The sequence below is a fragment of the Streptomyces sp. NBC_01460 genome, from assembly GCF_036227405.1.
GTDB lineage: Bacteria > Actinomycetota > Actinomycetes > Streptomycetales > Streptomycetaceae > Streptomyces.
Genome location: NZ_CP109473.1, coordinates 2,883,549 through 2,900,084, shown reverse-complemented (window position 1 = coordinate 2,900,084; position 16,536 = coordinate 2,883,549). Strand labels below are relative to the sequence as shown.

Sequence of the window (16,536 nt, the reverse complement as noted above, 5' to 3'; positions counted from 1 at the left end):
AGAGAGTCCGGAATTCGGTACCCGATGACCGCTCAGCCTTTCGTAAAAGACAGGGTTTTGTGGAGAGTTGGCGGTGATCGAACAGGGACATGGCGGAGATCCGCCATCGGCACCACCGCGCCACTCAGCGGGGCAGGACCGCCAGGTAGGCGGCCGGTTCGCGGTCCTCGGCCGCCATCATCGCCGTACGCAGCACGACGGACAGCTGCGCGGCCGATTCGCGCAACTGCTTCGGCGCCACCCGCACCACCGTGACCCCGAGCCTCTCCAGGTGCTCCCGCTCCGCGGCGAAGACGACGTGCTCCTCCCGGGGCGAGCGTGAGCCCAGTTCGAGCGCGACCGCCTGCTCCGGCCAGAACGCGTCCACCCCGCCCAGCGATCCGCCGCCCGGCAGGGACAGCTCGACGTTCCACAGCGGCTGGGGCAGCCCATGGGTGCGCACCATCTCGTACAGCCTGCCCTCCGCCGCCGCCCGGCTCTCGACGAGCAGCGCGTCGACGGCGTCCCCCACGTGCGCGCGGCCCAGCAGTCCGGCTGCGTTCAGCTCCCGCACGACGGCCGCGGGCTCGCAGTGCCCGCCACGCACCGCCTCCGTCAGGATCCGGCGCACCGTCGGGGCGTCCGTCAGCGTCGCCACCGCGTCGGCAACGGCCCGCTCCGCGGGAGCCAGCGGCACTCCGAGCCGGCGCTGCGGCCGGGGCAGGTCCGCGGAACGGGTCACCTGCACGAACCGGGTGGAGCGCAGTCGCCTGGTGCGCGGGACCAGCACGTCGATCCGGTGCAGCGCGATCATCGGGGGCGCGGAGGCGAAGCCGTACAGGGCCAGGGCGGCCAGGCCCGTCACCATGGCCTCGCCGTAACCGGGTCCGGACGGGGCGGGCACGGTCCGCCGGACGCCGGCCGGGGGCCGTCCCGCGTACAGCAGGGCGCCGCGCACCCGGTCGTCGTTCGTGGGCGGTTCCGGGTGCAGGAGGTACACGCCGGGGAGCAGTTGCTGCCAGGGGCCGCCGGGCAGGCACTGCGCGGCGGTCTGCGCGGCGGTCACGCCGTGGGCGCGCAACTGCGAGGCGGACTGCACGCGGTGGCTCACTTCGTGGACGGGGCGCGGGGAGAGGGGGGCGTTCCGGTTCATGCCCGGGAGGTTCCCGCAGGCTCGCGGCGCCGTAACCCGTGTTACACGTCCGTCGACAATCCAGGACAACGCCGTCCTAAAGCACGACAGTTCGAATGCCGAAAAGAGGGGGCGCGACGGGGATTGTGCGGTGCGCCCCCCGCACACGCGTGCGGGGCGCGCACCGGAACCTCACGCCGCCGCGTCGCGCTCCTGCCCCCGGAGCGCCCGCGCCAGGTCGTCCCGCGCCTCCAGGACCAGCCGCCGCAGCGCCGGTGCCGCGTCCGGGTGCGAGGTCAGCCACGCGTCCGTCGCGGTGAGGGTCGCGGGATCGTCCTGCAGCCCGGGGAACAGGCCCTTGACGACGTCCATGCCGATCTGGATGGAACGCTCGGCCCACACCCGCTCGATCGCCTCGAAGTAGGACGCCGTGTACGGGGCCAGCAGCTCCCGCTGGGAGGGCTGCTCGAAGCCGGCGATCGTCGCGCCGACGAGGGCGTTGGAGAGCTTGTCCGACTCCACGACCGTCGCCCACGCCTGCGCCTTGACCGCGGCGGAGGGACGCGAGGCCAGGCACCGTACGTGGTGCCGCTTGCCGGACGCGGTGTCGTCGAGGGCCAGTTCGGCGTCGACGGCGGCCTCGTCGGCCTTCCCGTACGAGACGAGAGAGGACAGGAACGCCCAGCGGAGCTCCTGGTCCACGTCCAGTCCGTCGATCACGGCCGAACCGTGGAGCAGCCCGCCCAGCAGCTCGAAGTCCTCGTCCGACGCCGCGACGGCCGCGAAGAACCTGGCCCACGTCAGCTGGTGCTGGCTGCCCGGCTCCGCGCGCCGCAGCTCCGCCCGGGCGCCCTCGGCCAGCGCCCGGGCGCCCTCCTCGCGCCAGGCGGGCGCGGCGTAGTGCACGAGCGCCGACTGAGCCCAGGCGTGCAGCATCTGCAGGACGCCGATGTCCGACTCACGGCCCGCGGACGACAGTACGAGGGACACGAAGTCCCGGGCCGGCAGCAGGGCGTCCCGGGTCAGGTTCCACAGCGCGGACCAGCACAGCGCCCGCGCCAGCGGGTCCGTGATGTCACCGAGGTGCTCGCGCAGGGTGCCCAGGGACACCTCGTCGAAGCGGACCTTGCAGTAGGTGAGGTCGTCGTCGTTGACCAGGACCAGGTCGGGCTTCTCGGCCCCCGCCAGCTCGGTGACCACGGTCCGCGCGCCCGCGACGTCGGTCTCCGCGCGGGCGTACCGCACGAGCTCGCCCTCGGGGGAGAGCCGGTACAGGCCCACCGCGACCCGGTGCGGCCGCAGCTCGGGGTGGGAGGCCGCGGCCTCCTGCGTCACGGCGAGCTCCGCGATCCGGCCCTCGCCGTCGTACGTCACGACCGGTGTGAGGACGTTGACGCCCGCCGTCTGGAGCCAGGCGCGCGACCAGGCCGTCATGTCGCGACCGGAGGTCTCGGCCAGCACCGAGAGCAGGTCGCCCAGCCGCGTGTTCCCGAACGCGTGCCGCTTGAAGTAGCGGCGCGCGCCCTCCAGGAACGCGTCCCGTCCCACGTACGCCACGAGCTGCTTCAGCACCGAGGCGCCCTTGGCGTACGTGATGCCGTCGAAGTTCAGCTTGGCGTCCTCCAGGTCACGGATGTCGGCCGTGATCGGGTGCGTGGACGGCAGCTGGTCGGCGCGGTAGGCCCAGGACTTGCGGTTGTTGGCGAAGGTGATCCAGCCGTTGGTGAAGCGCGTCGCCTCCACCATCGAGAAGGTCCCCATGAAGTCCGCGAAGGACTCCTTCAGCCACAGGTCGTCCCACCACCGCATGGTGACCAGGTCGCCGAACCACATGTGCGCCATCTCGTGCAGGATGACGTTGGCGCGGCGCTCGTAGGAGGCCGAGGTGACCTTGCCGCGGTAGATGTACTCCTCGCGGAAGGTGACGAGACCGGGGTTCTCCATGGCGCCGAGGTTGTACTCGGGCACGAACGCCTGGTCGTACTTCCCGAACGGGTACGGGTAGTCGAAGTGGTCGTGGAAGAAGTCCAGGCCCTGCTTGGTGATCAGGAAGACGTCGTCCGCGTCGAAGTGGCGCGCGAGCCCCTTGCGGCACATCGCGCCGAGCGGGATCTCCAGCTTCGTACCGTCGTCGAACGTACGCGTGTAGGTGTCGCTCACGTAGTGGTACGGACCCGCGACGACCACCGTGATGTACGTCGAGATCGGCAGGGTCTCCGCGAACCGGTGGACCTCGCCCTCGTGGGACTCCTCGGCGCCGTTGCTCCGGACCTGCCAGCCCTCGGGCGCCGTGACCTCGAAGCGGTAGGGCGCCTTGAGGTCGGGCTGCTCGAAGTTGGCGAAGACGCGCCGTGCGTCGGCCGGCTCGTACTGCGTGTAGAGGTAGACCTCGCCGTCCTCCGGGTCGACGAAGCGGTGCATGCCCTCGCCGGTCCGGCTGTACGCGCACCGCGCGTCGACGACCAGGACGTTCTCGCCGCCGGCGAGGTCCTCCAGCGCGATGCGGGTCCCGTCGAAGACGGCCGCGGGGTCCAGGTCCCGGCCGTTCAGGGTCACCGCGGTCACGGAGGGGGCCAGCAGATCGGCGAAGGTCGACGCTCCGGCGCGGGCGGCGCGGAAGCGGACCGTGGTCTGCGAGCGGAAGGTGCGCGGACCGGCGTCGTCGCCCCCGTCGGGCTCACCGACGGCGGAACGGAGGTCGAGGGCGACCTCGTAACCGTCGACGGTCAGCAGCTCGGCCCTCTCGCGGGCCTCGTCGCGGGACAGGTTCTCACCGGGCACGGAGCACTCCTTTGTGTCTCGTTCGAAGACCTTTGATCCTCCCATGCGGCCGTCCGGGCCGGTGCACGGGAATGGCGGGAGGGCCCCGTGGTGTTCCGGGGGTCAGGTGCAGACCGACCTCATGAGGAGAGACATGCCCGAGAACAGCACGGCCGGCGTCAAGGTCCCGGCCGACTTCTGGTTCGACCCGCTCTGTCCCTGGGCCTGGATGACCTCCCGCTGGATGCTGGAGGTGGAGAAGGTCCGCGACGTCGAGGTGCGCTGGCACGTGATGAGCCTCGCCGTGCTCAACGAGCCCCGGCTCGACGAGCTGCCCGAGGAGTACCAGGACATGATGCGCACCAAGGCCTGGGCGCCCGTCCGTGTCGTGGTCGCCGCCCAGCAGAAGCACGGCGACGACATCGTCGGACCGCTGTACACGGCGCTCGGCACCCGCATCCACAACAACGGCGAGGGCCCCACCCGCGAGGCGATCGCGGGCGCCCTGGCGGATGTCGGCCTGCCGGCCGAGCTCCTGGAGTACGCCGACTCCGACGCGTACGACAAGGAGCTGCGCGCCTCCCACCAGGAGGGCATCGACAAGGTCGGCCAGGACGTCGGCACCCCGGTCATCGCCGTCCCCGGCGCCGACGGCGAGCAGATCGCCTTCTTCGGCCCGGTCGTCACCCCCGCCCCGAAGGGCGAGGAGGCGGCCCGGCTCTGGGACGGCACGCTGCTGGTGGCGTCGATCCCCGGCTTCTACGAGATCAAGCGGACCCGCACGCAGGGTCCCGTCTTCGACTGACCCCGCTCCTGCCGCGGGCGGGGCCGCCGTGCCCCGCCCGCGGTGTGGCGATCATGTTTCACGTGCGGCACGGGTCTTGCCGAAAAGATGAACATCGTTCAGGATCTGCCCATGCCAGCGGCCGGTTCGGATCACCACGCGGCCCCGCCCCTCCCGCCCACCGTGCGGATCGGCTACGGGCTCGGCTCGCTCTGCACGGGCACCTTCGCGACTGTGCCGGGCCTGATCCTGCTCTACTACCTCACCAACGTCCTCGCCGTGCCCGCCGCCGTCGCGGGAGCCGCCGTCTTCCTGCCCAAGGCCTGGGACGTCCTGATCAACCCGCTGGTCGGCGCCCTCTCCGACCGCAGCCGCCTGCGCGGCGGACCGCGCAGGCCGTTCCTCCTGATCGGCGCGTGCACCCTGCCGCCGCTCTTCGCGCTGATCTTCGCCGCGCCGCCGCTGCGGGGAGCCCCCGCAGCCGGTTACGTCGCCGTCCTGTTCCTGCTCGCCGCGACCGCGTACGCCGTCTTCCAGGTGCCGTACGTGACCATGCCGGCCGAGATGACCGAGGACCCGCACGAACGCGGCCGCGTCCTCGGCTGGCGGGTGGGGTTCCTCGGCGTCGCCATCCTGCTGTCCGGCGCGCTGGCCCCCGCGATCGCGCACGCCGACGGTGACACCCCGGAGAGCTACCGGCTGATGGGCGCCGCCGTCGCCGTGCTGCTGGCCCTCGGCATGTTCGGGGCCTGGGCGGCCACACGCCGCGCCCCGGCCGTCGCCCGCAGCGAGGCCGAGCCCTCCCTCCGGGCCCAGCTCGCCGCGGCCCGCTCCAACCGGCCGTTCCTCCACCTGGCCGGGATGTGGACGCTCCAGGCCCTCGCCATCGGCGTGATGCTCGCCGGCGTCCAGTACTTCGCGACGTACACCCTCGGTTCGCCGGGCGCGGTCACCCCGCTGTTCGCCTGCCTGATCGGCCCGCTGGTCCTCTTCATGCCGCTGTGGAACCGGCTGGCCCGCCGCAAGGGCGTGACGTACGCCCAGTGGTGCGCGTCCCTGCTCTACACGGCCGGGGCGGTGCTCCTCGCCTTCACCGGGGCCGTGGGCCCCGCCGTCGGCTACGCCGCGGTCGTCCTCGTCGGAATCGCCTACGCCGGGCTGCAGCTGCTCCCCCTGACGATGCTCGCGGACACCCTGGCCGCCGACGCCGTCGCCACCGGCAGGCGCAGGGCCGCCACCTTCACCGGGCTGTGGACCGCGGCCGAGACCCTCGCCTTCGCGCTGGGCGCCGGGGTGTTCGCCCTCGTCCTCGCCCTGACCGGCTTCCGCTCCTCCGACGCCACGCACCATGTGGAGCAGCCGGACGCGGCGCTGACGGGGATCACCGCCGGGATGAGCGTGCTGCCCGCCGTCCTCGCCGCGGCGAGCCTCCTGCTGCTCCACCGTTACCGCGAGACCCCGACCGTGACCCGCCCCCTCCAGGAAGAGCCCGCCCGTGCCGACTGACCCCGCCCTGCCCGACGGCCGCCCCGCCACCGAGGTGCTCGCCGAGCTGCGCGCCCTGCGCGAGGCGGACGCGCCCACCCGTGGGGGCCGCACCTTCGCCTACGTCTACGACGCGGGGCTGGAGGGCCTCGACGAGCTGGCCGCCGAGGCGTACACCGCGTTCGCGACGGTCAACGGACTCGACCCCACGGTCTTCCCGAGCGTGGCCCGGCTGGAGAACGACGTGGTCGGCGCGGTCGCCGCGCTGCTCGGCGCGCCCGGCGCCCAGGGGACGTTCACCAGCGGCGGCACGGAGAGCATCCTGCTCGCCGTCAAGACCGCGCGCGACCACGCCAGGACGGTGCGCGGGATCACCGAGCCCCAGCTGGTCCTGCCGTCCACCGCCCACGCCGCCTTCCACAAGGCCGCCGCCTACCTGGGTGTGGAGACGGTCGTCGTCCCCGTCGACCCCGTCACCTTCCGTGCCGACGCGGCGGCCACGGCCGCCGCGCTCACCGACCGCACCGCGCTGGTGGTGGCCTCCACGCCCTCGTACGCCCACGGAGTGATCGACCCCGTCGCCGGGATCGCCGCGGCGGCCGCCGCACGCGGGGTGCTCTGCCATGTGGACGCCTGCATCGGCGGCTGGATCCTGCCCTACCTGCGGCGCGCGGGGCGCGAGGTCGAGCCCTTCGACCTCTCCGTGCCCGGCGTGACCTCCCTCTCGGTGGACCTGCACAAGTACGCGTACGCCGACAAGGGCGCCTCCGTCGTCCTCTACCGCGACGCGGAGCTCCGCCGCCACCAGTACTTCGCGCACGCCGGCTGGCCCGGCTACCCGGTCGTCAACCCGACCGTGCAGGGCACCAAGTCCGGCGGCCTGCTGGCCCAGGCCTGGGCCGTCCTCCAGTACGTGGGAGAGGCGGGCTACACCGCGCTCGCGGGCCGGGTCGCCGAGGCGTCGGACCGGCTGCTGGCGGGGCTGCGTTCCCTCGACGGCGTACGGGTGCTCGGCGACCCGGCGGCCGGGCTCGTGGCGTTCACCGTCAGCCGGGAGGGGGACGGCGACCCCGATCTCAGCCTGCTCCTCCACCTCGCGGACGAGATGCGTGAGCTCGGCTGGTACCTCCAGCCGCAGCTCTCCTTCGACGGCCTCCCTCCCAACCTCCACCTCACGCTCACCCCGGCGACGGTCGGCCAGGTCGACGCCCTGCTCGGCGACCTCGGGACCGCCCTGGCGAAGGCCCGCGGCCTGGAGCCGGTGGCGGTGGACCCGGCGCTCGCCGCGTTCGCCGCCGAACTGGACCCGGACTCACTGGGACCGGAGGAGATCGCGGGCGTCCTCGCGTTCGCCGGACTCGGGGAAGGCGCCGGACTGCCCGGGCGGATGGCGCCCGTGCTCGTCCTGCTGGACGCCCTGCCGGGTGCGCTCAAGGAGCGGCTGCTCGCCGAGTTCATCGGGTCCGTCTTCCGCGTCCCGTAGCCGTCCGTCCCGCCGGGCGGTTGGCGTCAACGGCCTTGCGTGAACGGGTTGTTGCAGTCGTGCGGAAGATCTCGTCGCGGTCTGTCCGGGGGGCCCCGGGCGCGGTTACTGTTCCGGCGCCCCCGCACTCCCGTTCCTTCCCGAAGAGGTTCCGGTGACCCCTGCACCCGTTCCCCCGCCACCACGGCGCCGCCCGAGACTCCGCACCGCGCTGGTCTCCGCGCTCGCGGCGGCGTCCCTGCTCGCGTCGCTCGCCACGGCCTCCCCGGCCGAGGCCGCCCCGGGCGTCGATCCCGTACCGGCCGCCGGTGACCCCTGCCTCGGCCAGTGCCAGGACATCCTCCCGGCGGGCCAGAACGGCCACGCGACCCTCGCGGGAATCCTGCTCCACCAGACCGTCGGCACCCGCCCCAAGCACTCCGCGGACCAGATCGAGCCGTACGACAACCTCCTGCACGACTACTCCGGTCTGACCGCGGACCAGCTCGCCGCCTACTTCAACGACGCGTCGTTCGGGGTGGCCCCCGGCCAGGTGGAGAGCACGGTGTCGCCGCGCGCCGGCGTCACCATCACCCGCGACAAGGCCACCGGCACCCCGCACATCAAGGGCACCACCCGCTCCGGCACGGAGTTCGGCGCCGGTTACGCGGCAGGTCAGGACCGGCTGTGGCTGATCGACGTCCTGCGCCACGTCGGACGCGGCGAGCTGTCGTCGTTCGCGGGCGGCGCGGCGGGCAACCGCACCCTGGAACAGAGCCTCTGGGCGGTCGCCCCGTACACCGAGGACGACCTGAGGGCCCAGCTGGAGCGGGTCCGCGACTCGGGCGCCGCCGGGAACCAGGCCTACCAGGACATCCAGGACTACGTGTCCGGGATCAACGCGTTCATCGATGACACCCTCGGCGCCGACACCTACCCCGGTGAGTACGAGCTGACCGGACACGGCTCCGCCATCCAGGACTTCACCGCCACCGACGTCGTGGCCATCTCCTCCGTCATCGGCGCCATCTTCGGCGGCGGGGGCGGCGGCGAGGTCGAGAACGCGCTCGCCGAGATCGCCTTCCGGAAGCAGTACGGCGCCGCCGCCGGCACGGCCGCCTACAAGGCCTGGCGGGCGCAGACCGACAGCGAGGCCACGACGACCCAGCACAGCGGGACCTACCCGTACGCGAACTCCCCGGCCTCCCCGGTGGGGGTCGCCGTCCCCGACGACGGCTCGGTGGCCACGTACCAGCACGCCCGGAACGGGACCGGGACGGGCGCCGCCGCGGCGTCCGCGACGAAGGCCACCGCCGAGGGGATCCTGCCCGCCGACCTGATCACGGCGAAGAAGGGCATGTCCAACGCCCTGGTGGTCTCCGGCGAACACACCGCGTCCGGCCACCCCGTGGCCGTCTACGGACCCCAGACCGGCTACTACGCACCCCAGTTGCTCATGGTCCAGGAACTCGAAGGCCCCGGACTCCGCTCGCGCGGCGCCTCCTTCCCCGGCCTGAGCTTCTACGTCGAGATCGGGCGCGGGCTCGACTACTCCTGGAGCCCCACCTCCGCCAACCAGGACATCACCGACACCTTCGCCGTCGAGCTCTGCGAACCGTCCGGCGCCACGCCCACGACCGCGTCGAAGCACTACCGGCTGCGCGGGGTCTGCACGCCGGTCGAGACGCTGACGAAGAAGAACAGCTGGTCCCCGACGACCGCCGACGCCACCAAGGCCGGGTCCTACGACCTCGTCACCGAGCGGACGGCGTACGGTCTGGTCACCCACACGGGCAAGGTCGGCGGCAAGCCGGTCGCCTTCACCGCGCTGCGCTCCACCTACCACCACGACATCGACTCGGTGATCGGCTTCCAGCAGTTCAACGACCCCGGGCAGATCACCTCCGCGCAGACCTTCCAGAAGGCCGCGCAGAACATCGGCTACACCTTCAACTGGTTCTACGCGGACGCCGACCACACGGCGTACTACAACTCCGGCGCCAATCCCGTGCGGGCGGCGGACACCGACCCCGACAAGCCGATCCTGGCCACGACGGCGTACGAGTGGAAGGACTGGAACCCGGCGCTCAACACCTCGGCCGTCACACCTCCGGCCCAGCACCCGCAGTCCGTGGACCAGGACTACTACGTCAGCTGGAACAACAAGCAGGCCAAGGGCTTCGCCTCGGCCTGGGGCAACGGCTCCGTCCACCGCGCGGACATCCTCGACGACCGGGTCTCCGCGCTGGTCGCCGCGGGCGGTGTCACCCGCACCGCGCTGGTGAAGGCGATGGAGGACGCGGCCACCGTCGACCTGCGGGCCGAGCAGGTGCTGCCGACCGTCCTCGACGTCATCGACTCCGCCGCCGTGACCGATCCGGCGCTGTCCGCCGCCGTGGAGAAGCTGCGCGCCTGGGAGGCGGCCGGCGGCCACCGCAGGGAGACCGCGAAGGGATCGGGCACCTACGCGCACGCCGAGGCCATCCGCATCCTGGACGCCTGGTGGCCGCTGCTCGTCGAAGGGGTGTTCACGCCGGGGCTCGGCACCGGTCTCTACCAGGCGCTGACCGCGGTGGCCCCGATCAACGAGTCGCCGTCCGGCGGCCAGAACGGCAGCGGGTCCACCGGGGCGGGCATCGCCGCGAGTGAGGCGCACAAGGGCTCGTCCTTCCAGCACGGCTGGTGGGCCTACGTGGACAAGGACCTCAGGTCGGTGCTCGGCCGGAGCGTCGGCAGCCCGCTCAACGCCACCTTCTGCGGATCGGGCGCGCTCGCCGCCTGCCGTCAGGTGCTGCTGTCGACCCTCTCCACGGCCGCGGCCACCCCGGCGGCACAGATCTACCCGGCGGACAGGTACTGCTCCACCGCGGGCAGCCAGGTGTGCGCCGACTCGATCGTGCACCGTGCGATGGGCGGCATCACCGTGCCCCGCGTCGCCTGGCAGAACCGGCCGACCTACCAGCAGGTGGTGGAGTTCCCGGCCCGGCGCACGGACGACCTGACCAACCTGGCCACGGGGGCGGCCGTCACCGCCTCCGACTACCAGGACGCCGTGGTCGTCTCCTACCCGCCGAGGAAGGCCGTCGACGGTGACGTGTCGACCCGCTGGGCGTCGAAGACGGTCGCCACCGCGTGGATCACCGTCGACCTCGGCTCCGCCCGCCAGGTGGGCAGGGTCGCGCTGAACTGGTCCGACCAGTACGCCCTCCAGTACCGGATCGAGGTGTCATCCGACAACACCACCTGGCGCACCGTGCACACCACCACGGCGGGGCGCGGGGGCGTGGAGAACCGCGCGTTCACCCCGACCACGGCCCGGTACGTGCGGATCCACGCCACCCAGCGGGGTACGGACAACCGGTACTCGCTCAACGAGATCGGCGTCTACGGCCGCTGACGGCCGGCCCGCCTGCCGCGTCCATGGGAGAACCCCCGCGAGTCATGTCCTCGCGGGGGTTCTCCGTTCATCCGCCTGCCGGGTGAAGGTTGAGAAGACGATCACGAGGCAGGACGCTCCAGGGGCCGTCCGAGGCCGTCCGAGGCCGTCAGGGGGCGAGCAGCAGCACGTCCGCGCGCTCCTTCGCGGCGGCGTAACGCTTCGCCACGTCCTGCCAGTTGACGACGCGCCACATGGCCTCGATGAAGTCCACCTTCTGGTTCTTGTACTGCAGGTAGAAGGCGTGCTCCCAGGCGTCGAACACCAGGATCGGCACCGAGCCCTGGCCGACGTTGCCCTGGTGGTCGTAGACCTGCTCGACGATCAGCCGGCCGCTCACCGGCTCGTAGGCGAGGACGCCCCAGCCGGAGCCCTGCGTGGTCGCCGCGGCCTTCGTCAGCTGGGCCTTGAAGCCGGCGTACGAACCGAAGGACTCCGTGATCGCGTCGGCCAGGTCGCCCACACCGTCCGTGGCCAGGGGCTCGCCGCCGCCGTCACCGGTCATGTTGTGCCAGTAGATCGAGTGCAGGATGTGGCCGGAGAGGTGGAAGGCGAGGTTCTTCTGCAGGCCGTTGATCGCGCCCCAGGCCTCCTTGTCGCGGGCCTCCTCCAGCTGCTCCAGGGTGTCGTTCGCACCCTTCACGTACGCGGCGTGGTGCTTGTCGTGGTGGAGCTCGACGATCTGCGGGTCGATGACCGGTTCGAGCGCCGCGTAGTCGTACGGGAGTTCCGGAAGCGTGTACGTGGCCATGGGTTCGAACCCTCCAACTGCTGCATGGTTGTTATTGCAACTCTTTCGCAATTGCAGGCTAGCAGGAGGAGGGCCCGAAGGTGATCAGTCCTTGGTCCTAGGCCGTGAAGTCGTCGCGCGCGGCCGCCGCCAGGTCGGGGAAGTCCGTCACCACGGCGTCCACGCCCTGCCCGAAGTGGAAGGCGTACTCGCCGAACGCGTCCCCGAAGTCGTTCGGCGCCGTGCCCTTCCGGTACACGGCGGGGAGGAACTGGTTCTCGGCGCGGAACGTGTACGCCCCGACCCGGAGGCCGGCGGCGTGGGCGTCGGCCAGGAGGGTGAGCGGGGGCACCAGCGAGGATTTGTCCGGGCCGATCCACCCGGCGTAGGAGGCGATCTCGCGCAGCCCGGCCGGCGTCATCATGTCCGCGTACGTCACCGGGTGACCGAACGGCCCGCCGCTCGTCCCCAGCGCCTGCCAGAGGGGGAGGCCGAGGCGTGCCGCGGCGATCTCGCGGAGGCTGGACGGCTCGAAGGACTGGACGACGCAGTCCCGGGCGGTCAGCCGGTTGCGGCGGACGAGCCGGATCAGCTCCGGCTCCAGGGGGAGGCCGGCCGAGCGGAAGTACGTCGGGTGCTTCGTCTCCGGGAAGACCGCGATCCGGCGGCCGTGCTCCTTCGACAGGGCGCGGGCCAGGTCGACGACCTCCTGGAAGGTCATGACCGGCTCGCGGCCGTCGAAGACCGTGTTGCGGTCGCGGACCAGGGGCAGCCGCTCCACCGTCCGCAGCGTCTTCAGCTCGGCGAGGGTGAAGTCCTCGGTGAACCAGCCGGTGACGGCGCGGCCGTCCACCGTCTTCGTCGTGCGGCGGCCGGCGAACTCCGGGTGGCGGGCCACGTCCGTCGTGCCGGAGATCTCGTTCTCGTGGCGGACCACCAGGACGTGGTCCTTCGTCGGGACCAGGTCGGGCTCGATCCAGTCCGCCCCGGCCCGTACCGCGAAGATGTAGGCGGAGGCCGTGTGTTCGGGCCTCCACCCGGCGGCTCCCCGGTGGCCGATGACGAGCGGGCCTCCGCGCTTCTCCTGCGGTCCGGAGGCGACGGCCGGGGCCGCGGCGGCGGCGGATACGGCCGCCGCGGCCAGGAGGATCGAGCGGCGTCGCGGATGGGGGAAGGACATACGGGCTCCTCGGTGGGCGCGGAGCGACCACCGGAGCCACACGGGGTCACGCCGGGGCGGACGGCACCTTGCTCACTCATGTACGGCCCCGCGTACGGTACTCGGCAGGCAACGGAGGAGGAAGGCATGCGGGTGCGACCGGGGCGGCCCTCGGAAGCCGCCCTGCTGACCGCTCTGGCCCTGCGTTCCAAGGGCCACTGGGGATACGACGAGGCCTTCATGGCCGCCTGCCGCGAGGAACTGACCGTCCTCCCCGGCGACACGGCCGGCGGGCGCACGCTGGTCGCGGAGGAGGACGGGCACCTCCTGGGCTTCACCGCCCTGTCGGGAGAACCGCCCGAGGGGGCCCTCGGCATGATGTTCGTCGAGCCCGGCGCCCTCGGCCGGGGCATCGGCCGACTCCTGTTCGAGCACATCGTGGCGCGGGCCGGCCGGCTGGGCTTCGAGGCGCTCACCATCGACGCCGACCCGCACGCCGAGCCGTTCTGCACGGCGATGGGAGCCGTCCGGATCGGAGCCACGCCGTCCGGCTCGATCCCGGGGCGCGAACTGCCGCTGCTCAGGATCGTGCTCGCCCGGCCCTCGTGAGCGGTACGCCCGCGTCCTCGCCGGGTGAGGGTGCCCGCGAGCGCCGGGAGCCGGCGGGGAGGCCCGTGCCGCTCAGCCCTCGGCGGGCGAGCGGCGCTCCGCCCGCTTCTGCCGGACCAGGCCGGTCACGACCAGCACCGCGGTCAGGACCCCGGTCGCCAGCAGCTGGTCGCGGGTGTCGGGCTGGCGGAGCATCAGGACGAAGATGCCGGCCATGGCCGCGAGCGCCACGACCGTCAGGACCGGGTAGAGCCACATCCGGACGACGAGCCGGTCCGGGGCCTCGCGCTCCAGCCGCTTGCGCAGGATCAGCTGGGAGACGGCGATGAAGATCCAGACGACGAGGATCACCGCGCCGATCATGTTGAGGAGCCAAGGGAAGACGTCCTCGGGGCGCCAGTAGCTGAGGAGCACGCACAGGAAGCCGAAGACGGAGGAGGCGAGCACAGCGTTGCGCGGGACGCCCGAGGAGACCTTGCCGAGCACCTTGGGGCCCTGACCGCGGGCGACGAGGGAGCAGGCCATGCGCGAGGAGCCGTAGATGTTGGCGTTCATGGCGGAGAGCAGGGCGACCAGGATGACCACGTTCATGATCTCGGCGGCGCCGCCGATGCCCAGGTGGTCGAGCATCGCGTAGAAGGGGCCGACCTCGGCGACCTCGGGGTCGTCCCACGGCACGAGGGTCACGATGACCGCCATCGAGCCGATGTAGAAGACGGCGATGCGCCACATCGCCGTACGCACCGCCCGGGCGACGCCCTGCACCGGGTTCTCGGACTCGGCCGCCGCGATGGTGACCGTCTCCAGACCGCCGTACGCGAAGACGGAGGCGAGCAGACCGATGATGAGGCCCTCGGAGCCGTGCGGCATGAAACCGCCGTCCCCGGTGAGGTTCGAGGTGCCGGGGGAGTCCGTGCCGGGGAGCACGCCCAGGATCGCGAGGACGCCGAGGACCAGGAAGAGTGTGATCGCGACGACCTTGAGCGCCGCGAACCAGAACTCGAACTCGCCGAAGTTCTTCACGGCGGCGAGATTCGTGCCGAGGAAGATCATCATGAACAGGGCGACCCAGGCCCACTCCGGCGTGCCGGGCAGCCAGCCCGTGACGATCTGCGCGGCGCCGATGCCCTCCAGGCCGACGGCGACACAGAGCAGCACCCAGAACGACCATCCGGCGGTGAAGCCCGCCCACGGGCCGATCGCCCGCTCCGCGTGGACGGAGAAGGAGCCGGACGCCGGATCGGCCGCCGACATCTCGCCGAGCATCCGCATCACGCACATGACCAGCAGCCCGGAGACCCCGTACGCGATGACGATCGAGGGGCCGGCCGCCGCGATGCCCGCACCCGAACCGACGAAGAGCCCGGCGCCGATCACGCCGCCCAGGGCGATCATCGACAGATGGCGCTGCTTGAGGCCGTGCGTGAGCGCGGAGTCGGCGGTGGGGGCGGCTGCGTCCGTGGGGGGCGGCGCGGAGGTCCGGGACATGGACAGGCTCAGTTCACTGGTCGGGACAGGGATCGGCCCACAGTGTGGCCATCCGCCCCGCTCACGGGGAACAACTGTCCGCTATACGGTCACCAGGTTCACACAAGGTGCTCACCCGCCTACGCCCTCGCCCGCAGCTCCCGGGTGCCCGCCACGAGCAGCACGAGTCCGGTGGCACCGGCCGACCAGAGCACCTGCGGACGGGCCGCGTCGTCGGTCAGCATCAGCAGCAGGACGCCCACCAGACCGGCCAGGGTCGCCCAGGTCAGCCAGGGGAAGCACCACATCCGCAGCTCCAGCGCGCCCGGCGCCTCCCGCTCCAGCCGCCGCCGCAGCCGCAGTTGGGAGGCGGCGATCAGACCCCAGACGAACAGCAGCACCGCGCCGACCGAGTTGAGCATGTAGAGGAAGACGGTGTCGGGCCACCCGAGATTGAGCAGGACGGAGACGAAACCGAAGGCCACCGACGCCAGCACGGCCCTGCGGGGCACACCGCCGCCCTGGCCGCCCGACACCTTCAGCAACCCACGGGGCGCCTCGCCCCGCTCGGCCAGCGAGAAGATCATCCGGGACGAGCCGTACAGATTGGCGTTGAGGGCCGAGAGCAGCGCCACGAACACCACGATGTTCATGATCTGCCCGGCCGACGGCACCCCGATCGAGTCCAGGACCTTCACGTACGGGCTGAGCCCGGCCTGCTGCGCGGTCCACGGCAGCACGGTCACGATCACCAGCATCGAACCGACGTAGAAGAAGAGGATGCGCACGACCGCGCTGCGCACCGCACGCCCCACGGCGCGCGCCGGATCGTCGGTCTCGGCCGCCGCGATCGTCACGACCTCCAGCCCGCCGAAGGCGAACACCACGGTGAGCACTCCGGAGACCACGCCGTCCCAGCCGTTGGGGAGGAAGCCGCCCCGGCCCGTGAGGTTCGTCAGTCCCACCGGGTCGGTGTCCGGGAGGACACCGAGGACCGCCAGCAGGCCGAGGACGAGGAAGGCGACGATCGCGGTCACCTTGAGCGCCGCGAACCAGAACTCGAATTCGCCGAAGTTCTTCACGGCCGTCAGGTTGGCCACGGTGAACACCACCATGAACAGCAGCACCCAGAGCCACTGGTCCACCGCGGGCACCCAGCCGTGGGCGATCTGCGCGGCGGCCGTCGCCTCCACGGCGAGCACCACCACGAGCATGAACCAGTAGAGCCAGCCCACGCTGAAGCCGGCCCAGCGGCCCAGGGCGCGCTCCGCGTGGACGGAGAAGGACCCGGAGGCGGGCATCGCCGCCGACATCTCGCCGAGCATGCGCATCACCAGCATCGCGAGCACGCCCGCGATCAGGTACGAGACGACGACGGCGGGTCCGGCGACCGCGATCCCGGCGCCCGACCCGACGAAGAGCCCGGCGCCGATCACCCCGCCCAGGCCGAGCATCGTGAGGTGGCGCTGCTTCAGGCCGTGGGCCAGGGGTTCGGGGCGTACGGGGGAGTGCGTGGGGGGCGCGTCGTGCATG

11 protein-coding genes are annotated in these 16,536 nt (G+C 72.1%); 5 read left to right on the top strand and 6 right to left on the bottom strand.

Annotated elements, in window-relative coordinates; translation table 11 throughout:
* Positions 1 to 124 precede the first annotated feature (124 nt).
* A complete protein-coding gene (locus tag OG488_RS12875; RefSeq protein WP_329228876.1) occupies positions 125 to 1,132 on the bottom strand; it encodes a hypothetical protein in 1,008 nt (335 codons plus the stop codon).
* 171 nt (positions 1,133 to 1,303) lie between these two features.
* Entirely contained in the window at positions 1,304 to 3,892 is a 2,589-nt protein-coding gene (pepN, locus tag OG488_RS12870; protein ID WP_329228875.1) for an aminopeptidase N, read from the bottom strand.
* A 133-nt stretch (positions 3,893 to 4,025) separates the two neighbouring features.
* Between pepN and OG488_RS12865 the strand changes: the two genes are divergently transcribed.
* From OG488_RS12865 to OG488_RS12850, 4 genes are all read left to right on the top strand, one after another.
* Positions 4,026 to 4,676, top strand: coding sequence for a mycothiol-dependent nitroreductase Rv2466c family protein (locus tag OG488_RS12865; protein ID WP_329228873.1), 651 nt, complete (start codon positions 4,026 to 4,028; stop codon positions 4,674 to 4,676).
* 111 nt (positions 4,677 to 4,787) lie between these two features.
* Complete coding sequence (locus OG488_RS12860; protein WP_329228871.1) at positions 4,788 to 6,161, top strand: MFS transporter; 1,374 nt, start codon at positions 4,788 to 4,790, stop codon at positions 6,159 to 6,161.
* Entirely contained in the window at positions 6,151 to 7,623 is a 1,473-nt protein-coding gene (locus OG488_RS12855) for a pyridoxal phosphate-dependent decarboxylase family protein (RefSeq protein WP_329228869.1), read from the top strand. The genes OG488_RS12860 and OG488_RS12855 overlap by 11 nt, the downstream gene beginning before the upstream one ends.
* 154 nt (positions 7,624 to 7,777) lie before the next feature.
* Entirely contained in the window at positions 7,778 to 10,999 is a 3,222-nt protein-coding gene (locus tag OG488_RS12850; protein ID WP_329228868.1) for a penicillin acylase family protein, read from the top strand.
* A 148-nt stretch (positions 11,000 to 11,147) separates the two neighbouring features.
* Here OG488_RS12850 and OG488_RS12845 read toward each other — a convergent pair whose 3' ends face one another.
* A complete protein-coding gene (locus OG488_RS12845) occupies positions 11,148 to 11,789 on the bottom strand; it encodes a superoxide dismutase (RefSeq protein WP_329228866.1) in 642 nt (213 codons plus the stop codon).
* Between the two features lie 97 nt (positions 11,790 to 11,886).
* The gene (locus OG488_RS12840; protein ID WP_329228865.1) at positions 11,887 to 12,948 is read right to left on the bottom strand and encodes a glycerophosphodiester phosphodiesterase family protein; all 1,062 of its coding nucleotides are present in this window, start codon (positions 12,946 to 12,948) and stop codon (positions 11,887 to 11,889) included.
* A 126-nt stretch (positions 12,949 to 13,074) separates the two neighbouring features.
* On the opposite strand from OG488_RS12840, the gene OG488_RS12835 reads away from it, so the two are divergent.
* Positions 13,075 to 13,536 carry a GNAT family N-acetyltransferase gene (locus OG488_RS12835; RefSeq protein ID WP_329228863.1) on the top strand — a complete coding sequence of 154 codons (462 nt, stop codon included), beginning with the start codon at positions 13,075 to 13,077 and terminating at the stop codon, positions 13,534 to 13,536.
* Positions 13,537 to 13,608: 72 nt separating this feature from the next.
* Here the strand turns inward: OG488_RS12835 and OG488_RS12830 are convergent, their stop codons facing one another.
* Positions 13,609 to 15,024, bottom strand: a complete 1,416-nt coding sequence (locus tag OG488_RS12830) for an amino acid permease (RefSeq protein WP_329228862.1) — start codon at positions 15,022 to 15,024, stop codon at positions 13,609 to 13,611.
* A 119-nt stretch (positions 15,025 to 15,143) separates the two neighbouring features.
* Entirely contained in the window at positions 15,144 to 16,535 is a 1,392-nt protein-coding gene (locus tag OG488_RS12825; RefSeq protein WP_329228860.1) for an amino acid permease, read from the bottom strand.
* Position 16,536: the final 1 nt, after the last annotated feature.

Coding starts and splice junctions, on each gene's coding strand:
- OG488_RS12875 (WP_329228876.1), bottom strand. CDS start 1,132: ATGAACCGGAACGCCCCCCTCTCCCCGCGCCCCGTCCACGAAGTGAGC.
- OG488_RS12865 (WP_329228873.1), top strand. CDS start 4,026: ATGCCCGAGAACAGCACGGCCGGCGTCAAGGTCCCGGCCGACTTCTGG.
- OG488_RS12860 (WP_329228871.1), top strand. CDS start 4,788: ATGCCAGCGGCCGGTTCGGATCACCACGCGGCCCCGCCCCTCCCGCCC.
- OG488_RS12845 (WP_329228866.1), bottom strand. CDS start 11,789: ATGGCCACGTACACGCTTCCGGAACTCCCGTACGACTACGCGGCGCTC.
- OG488_RS12840 (WP_329228865.1), bottom strand. CDS start 12,948: ATGTCCTTCCCCCATCCGCGACGCCGCTCGATCCTCCTGGCCGCGGCG.
- OG488_RS12835 (WP_329228863.1), top strand. CDS start 13,075: ATGCGGGTGCGACCGGGGCGGCCCTCGGAAGCCGCCCTGCTGACCGCT.
- OG488_RS12830 (WP_329228862.1), bottom strand. CDS start 15,024: ATGTCCCGGACCTCCGCGCCGCCCCCCACGGACGCAGCCGCCCCCACC.
- OG488_RS12825 (WP_329228860.1), bottom strand. CDS start 16,535: ATGCACGACGCGCCCCCCACGCACTCCCCCGTACGCCCCGAACCCCTG.